Source organism: Methylobacterium ajmalii, assembly GCF_016613415.1.
Taxonomy (GTDB): domain Bacteria; phylum Pseudomonadota; class Alphaproteobacteria; order Rhizobiales; family Beijerinckiaceae; genus Methylobacterium; species Methylobacterium ajmalii.
In genome coordinates, this window is sequence record NZ_JACWCT010000168.1 from 17,549 (window position 1) to 31,859 (window position 14,311).

Genomic DNA, 14,311 nt, shown 5'->3' on the forward strand with positions numbered 1-14,311 from the left:
TCCCCGGGGCCCGACGGAGTCCCGGGCCCCGCGAGGGCCGCTCCCGGGTGCGGCCAGCTTCGCGCGGGCGGGTCCGGGGCGCAACGGGGGCGGACGGACGCCGGCCCGGCCGGAACGCCGGAGCGGTTGGCCCGTCCCTTGCTCTTGGGGCTTCCGGACGCGGCCCAAGGTCGAACGTGCAAGATACTGCACCAAACAGCCCGTCCCGTCACCGCGATCCCCAGCCTAACCCTTGACGCCGTGATCGCGGTGACGGACTAGGTCGCTGCCCAAAAGGAGAGCACGAATGCGTTTGAGAAGCCTGCTTCCCGTCCTGCTCGCCGGCCTGGCGGCCTCAGCCGGGACCGCCTCGGCCCAGGACCTCACCGGGACGCTGAAGAAGATCAAGGAGACCGGGCAGATCACGCTGGGCTACCGCGATTCGTCGGTGCCGTTCTCCTACCTCGACAACAATCAGAAGCCGGTCGGCTTCGCGATGGACATCTGCTACAAGATCGTCGACGCGGTGAAGGCCGACCTCAAGCTCGACAAGCTCGAGGTGAAGCTCAACCCGGTGACCTCGGCCACCCGCATCCCGCTGATCGCCAACGGCACGGTGGATCTCGAGTGCGGCTCGACCACCAACAACGTCGACCGTCAGAAGCAGGTCGCCTTCACCAACACCCACTTCCTCACCGCCAACCGCTTCGTCGCCAAGAAGTCGAGCGGCCTGACCAAGTTCGAGGACCTGAAGGGGAAGACCGTCGTGTCGACCTCGGGCACCACGAACATCAAGATGATCAACGAGTATAACGCCGAGAAGAAGCTCGGCATCACGATCCTGCCGGCCAAGGACCACGCCGAGGCGTTCCTGATGGTCGAGACCGGCCGCGCCGTCGCCTTCGTGATGGACGACGTGCTGCTCGCCTCGCTCGCCGCCTCCTCCAAGGAGCCGACGGCCTACGCAATCTCGACCGACGCCCTGTCGAAGCCCGAGCCCTACGGCATCATGCTCCGCAAGGACGACGCGCCGTTCAAGAAGGTGGTCGATGCGGCGACCGCGGCCTTCTACAAGAGCGCCGAGAGCGGCCCGACCTACGACAAGTGGTTCATGAAGCCGATCCCGCCGCGGGACATCAACCTGAACCTGCCGATGAGCGACGCGCTGAAGGGCGCCTTCGCCAAGCCGAGCGACAGCCCGGACCCGGCCGCCTACTGAGGTGAGCCCGGGCGCCGCCCCGCACGGGGCGGCGCCTTCCTTTACGACAAGTTGCTCTCGGCACTTTTCCCTGTGCCCAGTCCCGCGCCCCGCCTCGCCCGGGCCGGAAAAAATCCGTATACCTCCGCTGTCCAGGCGCACCCGGAAGACAGGGCATGAACTATAACTGGAATTGGGGCATCTTCTTCGAGCAATCGCCCGAAGGGACAGGCAGCTATGCCGACATGCTGCTGTCGGGCCTGGTGTGGACCATCGTCACGGCTTTGTGCGCCTGGGTGATCGCCTTCGCGGTCGGCTCGGTCATCGGCGTGCTGCGCACCCTGCCGAGCCGGGCCGCGCAGGCCATCGGCAACGCCTATGTCGAGCTGTTCCGCAACATCCCGCTGCTCGTCCAGATGTTCCTCTGGTACTTCGTGCTGCCCGAGATGCTGCCGGAATCCTGGGGCACCTGGCTGAAGCAACTGCCGAACGCGCCGTTCTACACCGCCGTCGTGTGCCTGGGCTTCTTCACCGCCTCGCGCGTCGCCGAGCAGGTGCGGGCCGGCATCCAGGCCCTGCCGCGCGGCCAGCGCATGGCCGGCACGGCGCTCGGGCTCACCACCGCCCAGACCTACCGCTACGTGCTCCTGCCCAACGCCTACCGCATCATCCTGCCGCCGCTGACCTCCGAGTTCCTCAACAACCTGAAGAACACGTCGGTCGCGCTGACCATCGGCCTCCTGGAGCTGACCGCCCGGGCCCGCGCGATGCAGGAATTCTCGTTCCAGGTCTTCGAGGCGTTCACCGCCGCGACGATCATCTACATCGTCATCAACCTGCTGGTGGTGGCCGTGGCCGGGCTGATCGAGCGCCGCGTCGCGGTGCCGGGCCGCTAACCCCTTACGTTGCCGGACAAGGGCCCGCGATGTTCTCGAACTTCGACTTCAGCGTCATCCTCAATTCCTGGCGCTACCTGTTCTTCGACGGGATGGCCTTCACCCTGACCCTGACCGCGCTGGCCGCGGTCGGCGGCGTGGTGCTCGGCACCCTGATCGCCATGATGCGCCTGTCCAGCGTGCCGGTGCTGCCGCAGATCGCCAAGGTCTACGTCAACTTCATGCGCTCGCTGCCGCTGGTGCTGGTGATCTTCTGGTTCTACTTCCTGGTGCCGTATATCGGGCAGTGGATCATCGGGGCCGAGCGGCCGATCCAGGTCGGCGCGTTCTCGTCCTCGCTCATCACCTTCACGCTGTTCGAGGCGGCGTACTTCTCCGAGATCATGCGCGCCGGCATCCAGTCGATCCCCAAGGGCCAGGGCGCGGCGGCCTCGGCGCTCGGCCTCACCTACTGGCAGTCGATGGGCAGCGTCATCCTGCCCCAGGCCTTCCGCAACATGCTGCCGGTGCTCCTGACCCAGACGATCGTGCTGTTCCAGGACACCTCGCTCGTCTACGTGCTGTCGATCACCGACTTCCTCGGCGCCGCCTCCAAGATCGCCCAGCGCGACGGCCGCCTGGTCGAGATGTACCTGTTCGCCGCGGTCGTCTACTTCGCCGTCTGCTTCATCGCCTCGCTCCTGGTGCGCCGCCTGCAGCGCCGGGTCGCGATCATCCGATAGGGTTCCCGCCATGACCTCCTCCGCGATGCCGCCCGTCAGCCCCGTTCCGGAGCCGCAGGCCGCGGCTGCCGCGGCGCCGGCCACCGGCCCCGTCGGCACCCTGCTCACCGAGCGGCCGCCCGTGGCGGCCACCTCGGGCCCGATGATCGCCATCGACGGCGTGTCGAAGTGGTACGGCGACTTCCAGGTGCTGACGAACTGCACCACCTCGGTCACCAAGGGCGAGGTCGTGGTGGTTTGCGGCCCGTCTGGCTCCGGCAAGTCGACGCTGATCAAGTGCGTGAACGCCCTCGAGCCGTTCCAGAAGGGCCAGATCACCGTCGACGGGACGCAGATCGCCAACAAGAAGACCAACCTGCCCAAGCTCCGTTCGCGGGTCGGCATGGTGTTCCAGCACTTCGAGCTGTTTCCCCACCTCTCGATCACCGACAACCTGAGCCTCGCCCAGCGCAAGGTGCTGGGCCGGAGCAAGGACGAAGCGCAGGCCAAGGGCCTGGCGCTGCTGGAGCGGGTCGGCCTCAAGGCCCATGCCCACAAGTTCCCGGGCCAGCTCTCGGGCGGCCAGCAGCAGCGCGTGGCCATCGCCCGCGCGCTCGCCATGAACCCGATCGTGATGCTGTTCGACGAGCCGACCTCTGCGCTCGATCCCGAGATGGTCGGCGAGGTGCTGGACGTCATGGTCGAACTCGCCCGCGAGGGCATGACCATGATGGTGGTGACCCACGAGATGGGCTTCGCCCGCAAGGTCGCCAACCGCGTCATCTTCATGGACAAGGGCGAGATCGTCGAGGACGCGCAGAAGGAGGAGTTCTTCGGCTCGCCCCGTTCGGAACGGGCGCAGACCTTCCTGTCGCGCATCCTCCAGCACTGAACCTGCCGTCCGTCGCGGCGTGAGCAAGGGGCCCGTCGCGGGCCCCTTGCCGTTTGCAGGGCGGCACCATCTCTCCCCGCGGGACCGGGAGGGGTGGTGCATGATGCGGATGATCGGCAGCTGGCGCTCGGCCGCCGCCTTCCGGGTGCGGATCGCCCTCAACCTCAAGGGGCTGCCCTTCGAGGAGACCTTCATCGACCTCGATGCCGGCGACCAGCACGCGCCGGGCTTCCGCGCGATCAACCCGCAGGGCGCGGTGCCGGCCTTCTTCGACGGCGACGGGCCGGCGCTGACCCAGTCGCTCGCGATCCTCGACTATCTCGAGGAGACGCATCCCGAGCCGGCGCTGCTTCCCCGCGAGCCGAAGGCCCGGGCCCGGGCCCGCTCGCTCGCCCAGGCGGTCGCCTGCGACTCCCACCCGCTCTACGTGCCGCGGGTGCGCCGCTACCTCACCGACGATCTCGGGCTGCCCCGCGAAGCGATGCAGGCCTGGCTGCGGCACTGGTTCGGCACCGGGCTGGCCACCCTGGAAGCGCGGTTGACGGGCGAGCCCGGGACCGGCCGCTACTGTTAGGGCGATGCGGTCAGCCATGCCGACCTCTGCCTCGTCAGCCTGTGGGTCGGTACCGCGATCTTCGGCGTCGACACCGCCCCCTACCCGACCGTGCGGCGCATCGCCGAGGATTGCCTGAGCCAGGACGCCTTCGCCCGGGCGCACCCGACGCGGCAGCCCGGGGCGCCTGCGTGAGAGCCTGACAACCGGTGATCACGCGGATGTGAACGATTTGGACGAGAGGACGGCCGGGCGCGGGATCGGCGAAGGGGATTAGACCGGTCCCGGCGGACGTTCACCCCATATGATGCTTCGCAAGCGCCCCGACGTCCTCGACCTCCTGGTGCCGCTCCGGCGCTACGCCCGGTCCCTGACGCGCGATTCCGCCCAGGCCGACGACCTCGTGCACGACACCCTCGTGCGCGCCCTCGAGCGCCAGGGCACCCTGCGGCCGGGGACCAACCTGCGCACCTGGCTGATGACGGTGCTGCACAACGCCTTCATCGACGACCAGCGCCGCCGCAAGGTCGAGGCGCGCTACGCCGACGCCCTCGGTCACATCGTCGAGGAGGCGACGCCGCCGGCCCAGGAAGGCCATGTGCGCCTGGCCCAGGTGCGCGAGGCGTTCGGGCGCCTGCCGGCGGAACAGCGCGAGGCCCTGCACCTCGTGACGATCGAGGGGCTGGCCTACCAGGAGGCGGCCGACGTGCTCGGCATCCCGATCGGCACGCTGATGTCGCGCCTCGGGCGGGCGCGGGCGGCGCTCCGCACCATCGAGAGCGGCAGTGCGTCCCGCCCTCCGGCCCCCGAGGAGGAGGCACGCGCCGCGCCGCGTCTGCGCGTGGTCGATGGCGGGGCCGGCCCCGCGAGGGCGTCGTGATGACCCGAGAGCATGCAGCGGAGGCGAGGATGGACCCGATCACCGAAGCGGACCTGAACGCCTACATCGACGGCCAGCTCGATCTCGGCCGGCGGATCGAGGTCGAGGAGCACCTTTCGGCGCGGCCCGAGGTGGCGGCCCGGGTGATGGCCGACCTGCACACCCGCGACGCGCTCTGCGCCGCGTTCGGGTCGGCGCGGGACGGCGCCGTGCGGGCCGGCCCGACCCCGGAACGCCTCGCCGCGGCGGCCCGCCGCCTCGACCGGTCCCTGACCTGGCGCCGCGTCGGCGCCCGGCTGCAGCGCGCCGCGGTGATCGCGATGCTGGTCGGCACCGGCTGGCTCCTGCACAACGAGACCGGTGATTTCGGCGTGCAGAACACCAACGCCTCGACGCATTCGCCGGCCTTCGTCGAGGACGCGCTCCAGGCCCGCCAGGCCGCCCAGATGCGAGCCCGCGTCGCCTCGCAGCGGCCGACGCCGGCCTACGACCGGCGCGAGGTCGAGGCGGCGACCGGCATCGCCCTGCCCGACCTGCCGGCCGACTGGCGCGTCGACGACATGCAGATCTTCCCCTCGCGCAGCGGCGCGGGCGTCGAGGTCGCGATCGATGCCGGCAGCCTCGGCAAGGTCGCGCTCTTCGCCACCCGCTCGGCCGATGCGGCGGCGCACGCCCCCGCCATCGTCCGCTCACCGGAGGCCGTCACGGTCTACTGGACCGCCGGGCGCGGGGCCTACGCCCTGAGCGGGTCGGGCAGCGAGCCCGATCTCGGCCGCGCCGCCGCCACCCTGGCGGCCCTGCAGCACTGACCCCCGCCACCCGTCATCCCCCCGGAGCGACCTCCCCGATGAACACCCCCTTCGCCTGGCAGACCCACGCCGCCCCCGCCGGCGCGGTCTTCGACGAGGGCCTGCGGCGGCACATGCTGCGGGTCTACAACACGATGGGCCTCGGCCTGGCGCTGACCGGCCTCGTGGCGCTCGGCGTCTCCTCGACCCCGGCGCTCTACAAGCCCCTCTTCGGCACGCCGCTGAAATACGTCGTGATGCTGGCCCCGCTCGCCTTCATCATGGTGCTGTCGTTCCGCGCCGACCGGATCTCGGCCGCCACCGCCCACACCCTGTTCTGGACCTTCTGCGGGGTGATGGGCCTGTCCCTGGCCTCGATCTTCCTGGTCTTCACCGGCACCAGCATCGCCCGCACGTTCTTCATCACCGCGGCGATGTTCGGGGCGACCAGCCTGTACGGCTACACCACCAAGCGCGACCTCTCGAAGATGGGCTCGTTCCTGGTGATGGGCCTGATCGGCCTCGTCATCGCCAGCCTGGTCAACATCTTCCTGGCCTCCTCCGCGCTGCAATTCGCGATCTCGCTCATCGGCGTCGTGATCTTCACCGGTCTGACCGCCTACGACACCCAGTCGATCAAGGAGCAGTACGCCGAGAACTGGGGCGAGGAAGCCAAGTCCAAGCTCGCGGTGTTCGGCGCCCTGTCGCTCTACCTGAACTTCATCAACCTGTTCCAGATGCTGCTGAGCCTGACCGGCGAGCGGGAATAGGCGACGAGCCGCCCACAGGGACGGACCCTCGACTTGATGCCCGCCTGCCCCGCGAGGGGTGGGCGGGCTTTTTGATGTCGCGCGGCGCTCGCGACGGCGCGACCGGCCCCTTGACCTCGCGCCGCCCCAAGCCCCACACCGCGCCGCAAGAGGCGCATCCCATGTCCGACATCCTGGTCATCGACAACTACGACTCCTTCACCTGGAATCTCGTCCACCTGATCGGGCCGCTCGCCGGCGCTGTCGAGGTCGTGCGCAACGACGCTATCACCGTGGACGAGATCCGCCGCCGCGCGCCCGACGCCCTGGTGCTGTCGCCGGGGCCGTGCACGCCGAGCGAAGCGGGCGTCTGCCTCGACGTGGTGCGGAGTTTAAGCGACGAGATCCCGATGCTCGGCGTCTGCCTCGGCCTGCAGGCGATCGGCCAGGCCTTCGGCGGCGACGTGGTGCGGGCGCCGGCCCCGATGCACGGCAAGGTGTCGAGCGTGCGCCACCGCTCCACCGGGCTGTTCCGCGGCATCAACGGCCCGTTCGCGGCGACGCGCTACCACTCGCTCGTCGTCGAGCGCACGACCTGCCCTCAGAGCCTCGTCGTCACCGCGGAGGCCGACGGGCTGATCATGGCGCTCGAGCACGCCGAGCGGCCGGTCCACGGCGTGCAGTTCCACCCCGAGAGCATCCTGTCGCAGCACGGCGAGACGATGGTACGCAACTTCCTCGACCTCGCCGCCGCCTGGAACGCCAAGGCACGGAATCCGGCCGTCCGGGGTGACAAGCGCGGCCGAGATGTGCATTGACGGGGCCGGCCCCTAAGCCCGCGCTGAGATCAGGCTCGTTATCGTCATGGACTCGTTCAAGCCCTACCTGGCGAAGGTCGCCACGGGCGCCGCGCTGACGCGCGAGGAGGCGCGGCGCGCCTTCGATCACCTGCTCTCCGGCGAGGTGACCCACGCCCAGGCCGGCGCCTTCCTGATGGCGCTGCACGTCCGCGGCGAGGCTCTGGACGAGATCACCGGCGCCGCCGCGGCCCTGCGCGAGCGCATGACCCGCGTGGTCGCGCCCGAGGGCGCGGTCGACATCGTCGGCACCGGCGGCGACCATTCGGGCAGCTACAACGTCTCGACCCTGGCCTCCATCGTCACCGCCGCCTGCGGCGTGCCGGTGGCTAAGCACGGCAACCGCGCCGCCTCGTCGCGGTCGGGTGCCGCCGACGTGCTGTCGGCGCTGGGCGTCGGCATCGGCCTCACCCCCGACCACCTCGCCCGCTGCCTCGCGCAAGCCGGCCTGTGCTTCATGTTCGCCCAGGCGCACCACGCCTCGATGCGGCACGTCGCGCCGGTGCGGGTCGAGATCGGCACCCGCACCCTGTTCAACGTGCTCGGGCCCCTGTGCAACCCGGCCGGCGTGCCGGCGCAGCTCTTGGGCGTCTACGCCCCCTCGCTCGCCGAACCGATGACCCGGGTGCTCGCCGAGCTCGGCAGCCGCCGGGTCTGGACCGTGCACGGCTCCGACGGCCTCGACGAGATCACCACCACCGGCCCGACCGCGGTGGTCGCCTTGGAGGACGGCGCGATCCGCCGCTTCACCCTCGATCCGCGCGAGGTGGGCCTGCGCCTTGCCCAGCCCGAGGAGCTGCGCGGCGGCGATCCCGCCCACAACGCGGCGGCCTTGCGCGCCGTGCTCGACGGCGCCCGCACCCCCTACCGCGACATCGGCGTCCTGAACGCCGCGGCCGCCCTGGTGGTCGCCGGTCGGGTCGGGAGCCTGCAGGACGGCGTCGCCCGCGCCGCCCAGGCGATCGACACCGGCGCCGCCCGGGCGGTGCTGGAGCGCCTCGCGGTCGTCTCCACCACTTAGTTCTCTCACAAAACTCCCGATCACCGCCTCGGCTTGCTGTGGCGGGGACATTGCGGCGGGAGTTTCGTGAGGTGCACTTAGATCGCATCCGGGCCGCCCGCCCGGACCGCTTTCCTGCTATACCCGATCGACCCCCGACATCCCCGAGGGGAGGCACGGCCTTGTCCGACATCGACACGACGCACCCGGAGGACGAGGCCCGGCCGCGCCCGGCCGACATCCTCGCCCATATCGAGGCCTACAAGCGGCGCGAGATCGCGGCGGCGAAGCTGCGCGTGCCGCTCGCCGAACTCGAGAAGCGCGTCGCCAAGGTGGACCCGCCCCGGGGCTTCGCCGACGCGCTCGCCGCGCATGTCGCGCAGGATCGCTTCGCGCTGATCGCCGAGATCAAGAAGGCGTCGCCGTCCCGCGGCCTGATCCGCGAGGATTTCGATCCGCCGGCTTTGGCCCGCGCCTACGAGGCGGGCGGGGCCGCCTGCCTGTCGGTGCTCACCGACGAGCCCTCGTTCAAGGGCAAGCCCGAATACCTGACGGCGGCCCGCGATGCCTGCGCGCTGCCGGTCCTGCGCAAGGACTTCCTGTTCGAGCCCTACCAGGTGGTCGAGGCCCGGGCCTGGGGCGCCGACTGCATCCTGGTCATCATGGCGAGCCTCGACGACGAGGAGGCCGCCGCCCTGGTCGAGACCGCCCACGATCTCGGCATGGACGTGCTGGTCGAGGTGCACGACGAGGCGGAGCTGGCGCGCGCCCTGCCGCTGGGCACGCGGCTCATCGGGGTCAACAACCGGTCGTTGCGCACCTTCGAGGTCTCCCTCGACACCGCCGTGCGGTTGAGCCCGCTGGTGCCCAAGGACCGGATCCTGGTCGGCGAGAGCGGCATCGGCGGCCACGCCGACGCGCAGGTGCTGGGCCGGGCGGGCATCCGCACGCTGCTCGTCGGCGAGAGCCTGATGCGGCAGGACGACGTGACGGCGGCGACGCAGCGGTTGCTGTTCGGCGATCAAACCTGATCCGACGGGAGCGGTTCGGATTCACGCGGCCAGGAATCCGATCAGGGCCGCGTTGACCGCCTCCGGCTCCTCGTGCTGGAGCCAGTGCGTCGCCTGGGGGAAGTACCGCACGGCGCCCTGCGCGCACAGGCGCAGGCTCTCGACTGCTAGCCCCCGCTCGAGCGCCGTGTCGCGCTCGCCCCACAGCACCAGGACCGGCGGCCGGATCGGCCCCGGGGCCGGATCGCGCGGGAGGCGCAGGGCCCGGTACCAGTTCAGCATCGCGGTAATCGCGCCGGGCCGGCGCCAGGTGGCGGCGTAGGCCGCGAGATCGTCGGGCCCGAAGGTGCCGGGGCGGCTCGACGCGGTGAGCGCGCGCTTCAAGGCGGCGCAATCGCCGGCCCGCAGCAGGGCCTCCGGCAGGCCGGGCAGCTGGAAGAACCCGACGTAGAAGCTGCGCAGGGCCTGGCTCGGATGCCGCCGGGCATAGGCGCCGAAGACGTCCGGATGCGGCGCGTTGAGGATCGCCAGCCTGTCGATCCGCTCGGGGAAGCGGGCGGCCACCTGCCAGGCGACGAGCCCGCCCCAATCGTGCCCGACGAGGCGCAGGCGATCGGATCCGAGCGCGTCGGACAGGCCGATCACGTCGTCGGCGAGCCGGTCGAGATGGTAGGCGGAAACGCCCTCGGGCCGGCTCGATTCGCCGTAGCCGCGCTGGTCCGGCGCCACGACGTGCAGGCCGGCGGCCGCGAGCGGGCCGATCTGCCGCTTCCAGCTCCGGCATGTCTCGGGAAAGCCGTGCAGCAGGACGGTGAGCGGGCCGTCCGCGGGACCTGCCTCGGTCACGTGGAGCGTGAGGCCGCGGACCGGGATGCGCCGCGTCGCGGGCTCGGGGGACGTCGTCACGGCTCTCTCCCGCATGCGGCGGCTGGCGAGAGTCGAAACGCCGGCGCACGACACCGGATCCGCAATCGGAAGCGTTGCTGCGACGCATCACCTGCGTCGTGGATGTCACGGAACGCCCAAAGGGCCCTTGCCAGCCGAGCGGGCAGGGCCTAGCTTGGTTTGGCAACGCGGCGATGGCGTCGCGGCGTTGCTGCCCTCTTTGGGCGTTTCCTCCCTAGACTTGGGCCACACTTCGGTGTGGCCTTTTTCTTAGGTGCGAGGGCTCCTGTCAACGGCCAAGCCGGCCCCGACGGCCCTGATTTCACGTCATTTCACGCATCGCGGCAGAGGCTTGGCCCCGACCGGCGCCAGTATCGGGCCCGGCGCCCCGGCGGCGTTCATCATTCGTAAAACACGGGTGCGAATGCACACTGCACGGCCGCGCTTCGGGCCCTATACGGCACCAATCGTACGGCAGAGGAGGCTCGGCGGTGATCAGGGAAAGACTCGACGACATCCGCTTCATCGTGACGCTCGCGGCCGTCGCGGCGGCCGGCAGCGTGCTCGCCACCTTGTTCGGCTGAGCCGCAGCCGCTCGATGTCTGGAGTTATGCTGGCCGGCGGTCGCGCTGCATTGTCGTTCCGGACGAGACTTTGAAGGCCAGACGTCCCCCGTTCCGGACGCCGGTTCAGGCGGCGACGGGGGCTCGGGCACGGTGGTCGCGGGGGCGGCGGGGCCAGATCAGGCGGCCGAGCGCCGTACCGGCCCGGCGGCAGAACAACGCGGCGCCGAGAAACCAGGCGAGGCCGAGCCAGAGCCCCTGGAGCACGGCGAGCAGGCCGGATCCGAGCACCAGGGCGCCGCGGCCGAGGAGCGCCAGCACCGCGCGGGTGCGCCCTCCCATCCCTTCCGACAGGCGCGCGACGCGGCGCAGGTCGTCGGCATTCTCCGCGACCGACAGGGCCTGGAGCGTGCCCCGGGTGCCGAGCCGCGCCTGGATCCGGGCCGACTGCTCGCCGACGGCACGAATTTCCCGAAAAGGCCCCGGGCGCAGCACGCCCGCGGTGCCCCGGCGCAGGGCGGTGAGATCGAGCCGGCCGGCCGCGGCGGCGGCGAGCCCCAGGGCCTCCCGGTCGACGGATGCGGCGGCGGCACGGGTCAGGCGTGCCGCCAGCGGGCGCGACAGCTTGCCGGTGCGGGCGGCGAGCTTCAGGGTCGTGGTGCCGGCATGGACCGGCACGCTGGAGCCGAGGGACAGGACGGTCGCCCCGGTCAGGGCGAGCCCCGCGGCGGCGAGGCCGAGGAGCAGCGGGTCGTAGGATTCGCCCCGCGACAGCCGCCCGCCCTCGCGCCACAGGTCGCGCAGGTCGCCGTAGCCGACGAGGTCGCCCGCCACCGCCCCGGCGAGACCGGCCGGGCCGGCCCCCTCCCCGCTGACGAATCCGGTGGCGGCCTCCGCCAGCGCCCGGCGCGGTGCGTCCGCGGCGAGCGCCTCGACCCGGGCCCGCCGCTCCGGCGAGACCGGCACCCCGCGCGCCTCGGCCAGCGTCAGGAAGCTGCGGGCGAGGTCGTCGTCGCCGGCCGCGACCGCCGCGTCGAGGCCGGCCCCGATGCGCTCGGCGTCGGCGATACCCGGCAGGCGCAGGCCCGAGAGCGCCTCCGGGTCGTCGGCGGCCGCGCGCAGGTGCCAGGCCCGGTCCGCGGCGGGCAAGAGCACCGGCGCGGCCGCGGCGAGGCCGGCGGCGCACAGTGCGAGGAACGCACCGGCCGCACGCCGGCGTCCCGGATTCGGGGCGGGAACCTCCATCGCCCCGGCCCCGTCAATCCTGCTGGCGCGGGCGCCGGGGCGGCCGGGCGGCCATCGCCGCGGAGGCGAGGGCGTCCGTGGGCGCGCCCGCGGTGTCCTTGCCGGCCGTCGGCTTGCCGTGGGCGGGCGCGGCCCTGCCTTCGGCGGCCGTCTTGGCCGCCGTCTTGGCGGCCGGTCCGTTCTGCACTGGGACGTCGGGGGCCGCGGCCTTCGGGTCCGCTGCCTTGGTGTCTGCCGCCTTGGTGTCTGCCGCCTTGGGGTCGGCTGCCCTGGGGTCGGCTGCCTTGGCGGCCGTCTTCCTGGCGGTTGCGTTGACGGGCTTGGGCTTCGCCGCCGGGGCCGCGACCGGCGCCAGGGTCCCGGCGAGGGCCATCAGGTGCCGGCGATGGAGCACCGCCGGCCCGTCCTTCAGCTCGGGATGGTGCTTGTCGAGGCGGGTCGCCAGGGCCTTGACCTCGGCGTCCTTCAGCCCGTCGACGATCAGCGCCAGGGGCTGCGGCCCGAGCGCCTCTCGCACCGCGCGCAGGCCCGGGAGATCGAGGGACCTGGCCTTCAGCTGCTTGGTCACCAGGGCGTGGGCGGCCTTGGTCACGTCGCTGCGGATCGCCGGAAAGGCCTCGGGCGCCTCCGCGATCGCGCACAGGACCGCGAGGCCGTCGATCTCAAGCGCCATCCAGGGCCTCCTTCAGCTCGGCCACCACCGGCGTGATCACCTCGCCGATCAGGTCGCGGGTGGCGTCGCGATACTTGTTGGCAAAGGTCTGATACTCGAGGGTGAGCGCGTTCGCCAGCGCCGCCGATTGCGGCACCCGGGTCCGGAACAGGCGGAACCGCGCGTCCTGCGCCGCCGCGCTCGCCTGCAGTGTGGCGAAGGTGGTGGCCTGCTGCTTGGTGTTCTGCCAGCGGGTGATCAGGACGTGCGGCGGCCGCCTGGGCGCCAGCATGCTCTCCGAGGCGCTGCCGACGCCCCAGATCGTCTCGTAGAACGCCTTGAGGCCGTAGGTGGACAGGAAGTCCGAGATGCAGGCGACCACCACGAGGTCGCTCGCCCGGATCGCCACCTCGGTCATCGGCGAGATGCCGGGCGCGCAATCGAACAGCACGTAGTCGTACTGGTCGCGCAGCGGCGCGAAATCCTCCTGGAAGAGCTTCCACAGGTGGCCCTCGATGGCGTGCATCGAGAACTTGCGCTTGGTGAGCGCGTAGATGATCTCGCGCTCGACGATGCGCAGCGACGGGCCGGAGGCGAGGAGCGAGATCGGCAGCGGCTCGCCGAGATGGGTGGTGCTCGAGACGTGGTCGCGGATGAAGTCCGGCAGGGCGGCCTTGTCCCGGTCGACGATGCGCAATCCGAGATAATAGTCGAGCGTGCGCCCGCCGGTGATCATCTCGGCGAGGATCGCGTCGCCGGCAAAGCACACCGATGCGCTGGCCTGGGGATCGAGGTCGATCACCAGCACCGAGGCGCCGCCGGCCGCGAGCGCGTCGGCCAGCATCACCACGCTGGTGGTCTTGCCCACGCCGCCCTTCATGTTGGCGACCGCGACGAGCTTTCCCGTCGGGAGCTTGCCGGTCATGGGGATATCCGTGGGGCGCAAGCACGGCGCCGCGGTGCGGCAGGCGGACGGAACGGGGCCATCGGGGCTCTCTTCACGGCGAGGCCTCTTTCCACCACCGGTGCTCGAGTCGAGTCAATGCCGGTTGCACGATCCGGCGACGTCGCCCGGTCGCGGCCGGCGCTCAGCCGCCCGAGCAGCGGGTGTAGCTCGCCGAGCCGCGCTCGCTCGCCCAGGTCAGGCGGTTCCCCGCCACGGTCAGGCGCACCCGCGAGGTCCAGCGTCGGCCGGCGGCCTGGCAGGCGGCCGTCGTGGTCCAGGTCCGGCCCTCGCGCCGCGTGTCGTGGAACCGGCACAGGGTCTTGCCGGCCCGGGCGCTGCCGGGCCGGATCACCGCCGGCAGGAAGCCGTGGCGGGCAGCGCGGCGTTTGGCGCAGGCCGCGGCACTCGGGCCCCAGACGCCCGCATAGGCCGGCGCCTCCTCCTCGTCCCGCTCCGCCTCGGGCATGCGCTCGACCTCCGCGGCGGGCGGGCGCGGCGCGGTCCGGGCCTCCCGGCG

Annotated in this window: 14 protein-coding genes and 2 pseudogenes; 11 read left to right on the top strand and 5 right to left on the bottom strand. The window is 71.5% G+C overall.

Annotation, left to right across the window (positions count from 1 at the left end; genetic code table 11):
* Positions 1 to 286: 286 nt before the first annotated feature.
* The 11 genes and pseudogenes from HPY23_RS29840 to trpC all read left to right on the top strand — a co-directional run bounded on the left by HPY23_RS29840 (position 287) and on the right by trpC (position 9,524).
* Positions 287 to 1,198, top strand: a complete 912-nt coding sequence (locus HPY23_RS29840; protein ID WP_060848075.1) for a transporter substrate-binding domain-containing protein — start codon at positions 287 to 289, stop codon at positions 1,196 to 1,198.
* Between the two features lie 155 nt (positions 1,199 to 1,353).
* Complete coding sequence (locus HPY23_RS29845; RefSeq protein WP_091884096.1) at positions 1,354 to 2,073, top strand: amino acid ABC transporter permease; 720 nt, start codon at positions 1,354 to 1,356, stop codon at positions 2,071 to 2,073.
* A 29-nt stretch (positions 2,074 to 2,102) separates the two neighbouring features.
* On the top strand, positions 2,103 to 2,795 hold the full coding sequence (locus HPY23_RS29850; protein WP_060848077.1) for an amino acid ABC transporter permease: 693 nt from the start codon (positions 2,103 to 2,105) through the stop codon (positions 2,793 to 2,795).
* A gap of 142 nt (positions 2,796 to 2,937) precedes the next feature.
* Positions 2,938 to 3,666: an amino acid ABC transporter ATP-binding protein gene (locus HPY23_RS29855; protein ID WP_060849492.1), complete on the top strand. Its 729-nt coding sequence runs from the start codon at positions 2,938 to 2,940 to the stop codon at positions 3,664 to 3,666.
* Between the two features lie 103 nt (positions 3,667 to 3,769).
* Positions 3,770 to 4,414, top strand: a pseudogene (gene maiA / locus HPY23_RS29860) (maleylacetoacetate isomerase).
* Positions 4,415 to 4,523: 109 nt separating this feature from the next.
* Positions 4,524 to 5,099, top strand: a complete 576-nt coding sequence (locus HPY23_RS29865) for a sigma-70 family RNA polymerase sigma factor (RefSeq protein ID WP_060848078.1) — start codon at positions 4,524 to 4,526, stop codon at positions 5,097 to 5,099.
* A gap of 29 nt (positions 5,100 to 5,128) precedes the next feature.
* Complete coding sequence (locus HPY23_RS29870; RefSeq protein ID WP_091884099.1) at positions 5,129 to 5,908, top strand: anti-sigma factor family protein; 780 nt, start codon at positions 5,129 to 5,131, stop codon at positions 5,906 to 5,908.
* A 38-nt stretch (positions 5,909 to 5,946) separates the two neighbouring features.
* Positions 5,947 to 6,657: a Bax inhibitor-1/YccA family protein gene (locus HPY23_RS29875; RefSeq protein WP_091751596.1), complete on the top strand. Its 711-nt coding sequence runs from the start codon at positions 5,947 to 5,949 to the stop codon at positions 6,655 to 6,657.
* A 161-nt stretch (positions 6,658 to 6,818) separates the two neighbouring features.
* Positions 6,819 to 7,454 carry an anthranilate synthase component II gene (locus HPY23_RS29880; RefSeq protein ID WP_091884254.1) on the top strand — a complete coding sequence of 212 codons (636 nt, stop codon included), beginning with the start codon at positions 6,819 to 6,821 and terminating at the stop codon, positions 7,452 to 7,454.
* A 46-nt stretch (positions 7,455 to 7,500) separates the two neighbouring features.
* Positions 7,501 to 8,514, top strand: coding sequence for an anthranilate phosphoribosyltransferase (gene trpD / locus HPY23_RS29885; protein ID WP_091884101.1), 1,014 nt, complete (start codon positions 7,501 to 7,503; stop codon positions 8,512 to 8,514).
* 161 nt (positions 8,515 to 8,675) lie between these two features.
* Positions 8,676 to 9,524: an indole-3-glycerol phosphate synthase TrpC gene (gene trpC / locus HPY23_RS29890; protein WP_060848082.1), complete on the top strand. Its 849-nt coding sequence runs from the start codon at positions 8,676 to 8,678 to the stop codon at positions 9,522 to 9,524.
* A gap of 21 nt (positions 9,525 to 9,545) precedes the next feature.
* On the opposite strand, the gene HPY23_RS29895 is transcribed toward trpC, so the two are convergent.
* From HPY23_RS29895 to HPY23_RS29915, 5 genes and pseudogenes are all read right to left on the bottom strand, one after another.
* The gene (locus HPY23_RS29895) at positions 9,546 to 10,424 is read right to left on the bottom strand and encodes an alpha/beta fold hydrolase (RefSeq protein ID WP_091884104.1); all 879 of its coding nucleotides are present in this window, start codon (positions 10,422 to 10,424) and stop codon (positions 9,546 to 9,548) included.
* Between the two features lie 653 nt (positions 10,425 to 11,077).
* Positions 11,078 to 12,196, bottom strand: a complete 1,119-nt coding sequence (locus HPY23_RS29900; protein WP_091884108.1) for a hypothetical protein — start codon at positions 12,194 to 12,196, stop codon at positions 11,078 to 11,080.
* A gap of 13 nt (positions 12,197 to 12,209) precedes the next feature.
* Positions 12,210 to 12,869, bottom strand: a complete 660-nt coding sequence (locus HPY23_RS29905; protein WP_091884111.1) for a hypothetical protein — start codon at positions 12,867 to 12,869, stop codon at positions 12,210 to 12,212.
* Entirely contained in the window at positions 12,859 to 13,773 is a 915-nt protein-coding gene (locus HPY23_RS29910) for a ParA family protein (protein WP_060848086.1), read from the bottom strand. The genes HPY23_RS29905 and HPY23_RS29910 overlap by 11 nt, the downstream gene beginning before the upstream one ends.
* Before the next feature lie 163 nt (positions 13,774 to 13,936).
* Positions 13,937 to 14,311, bottom strand: a pseudogene (locus tag HPY23_RS29915) (hypothetical protein); the annotation flags it as partial.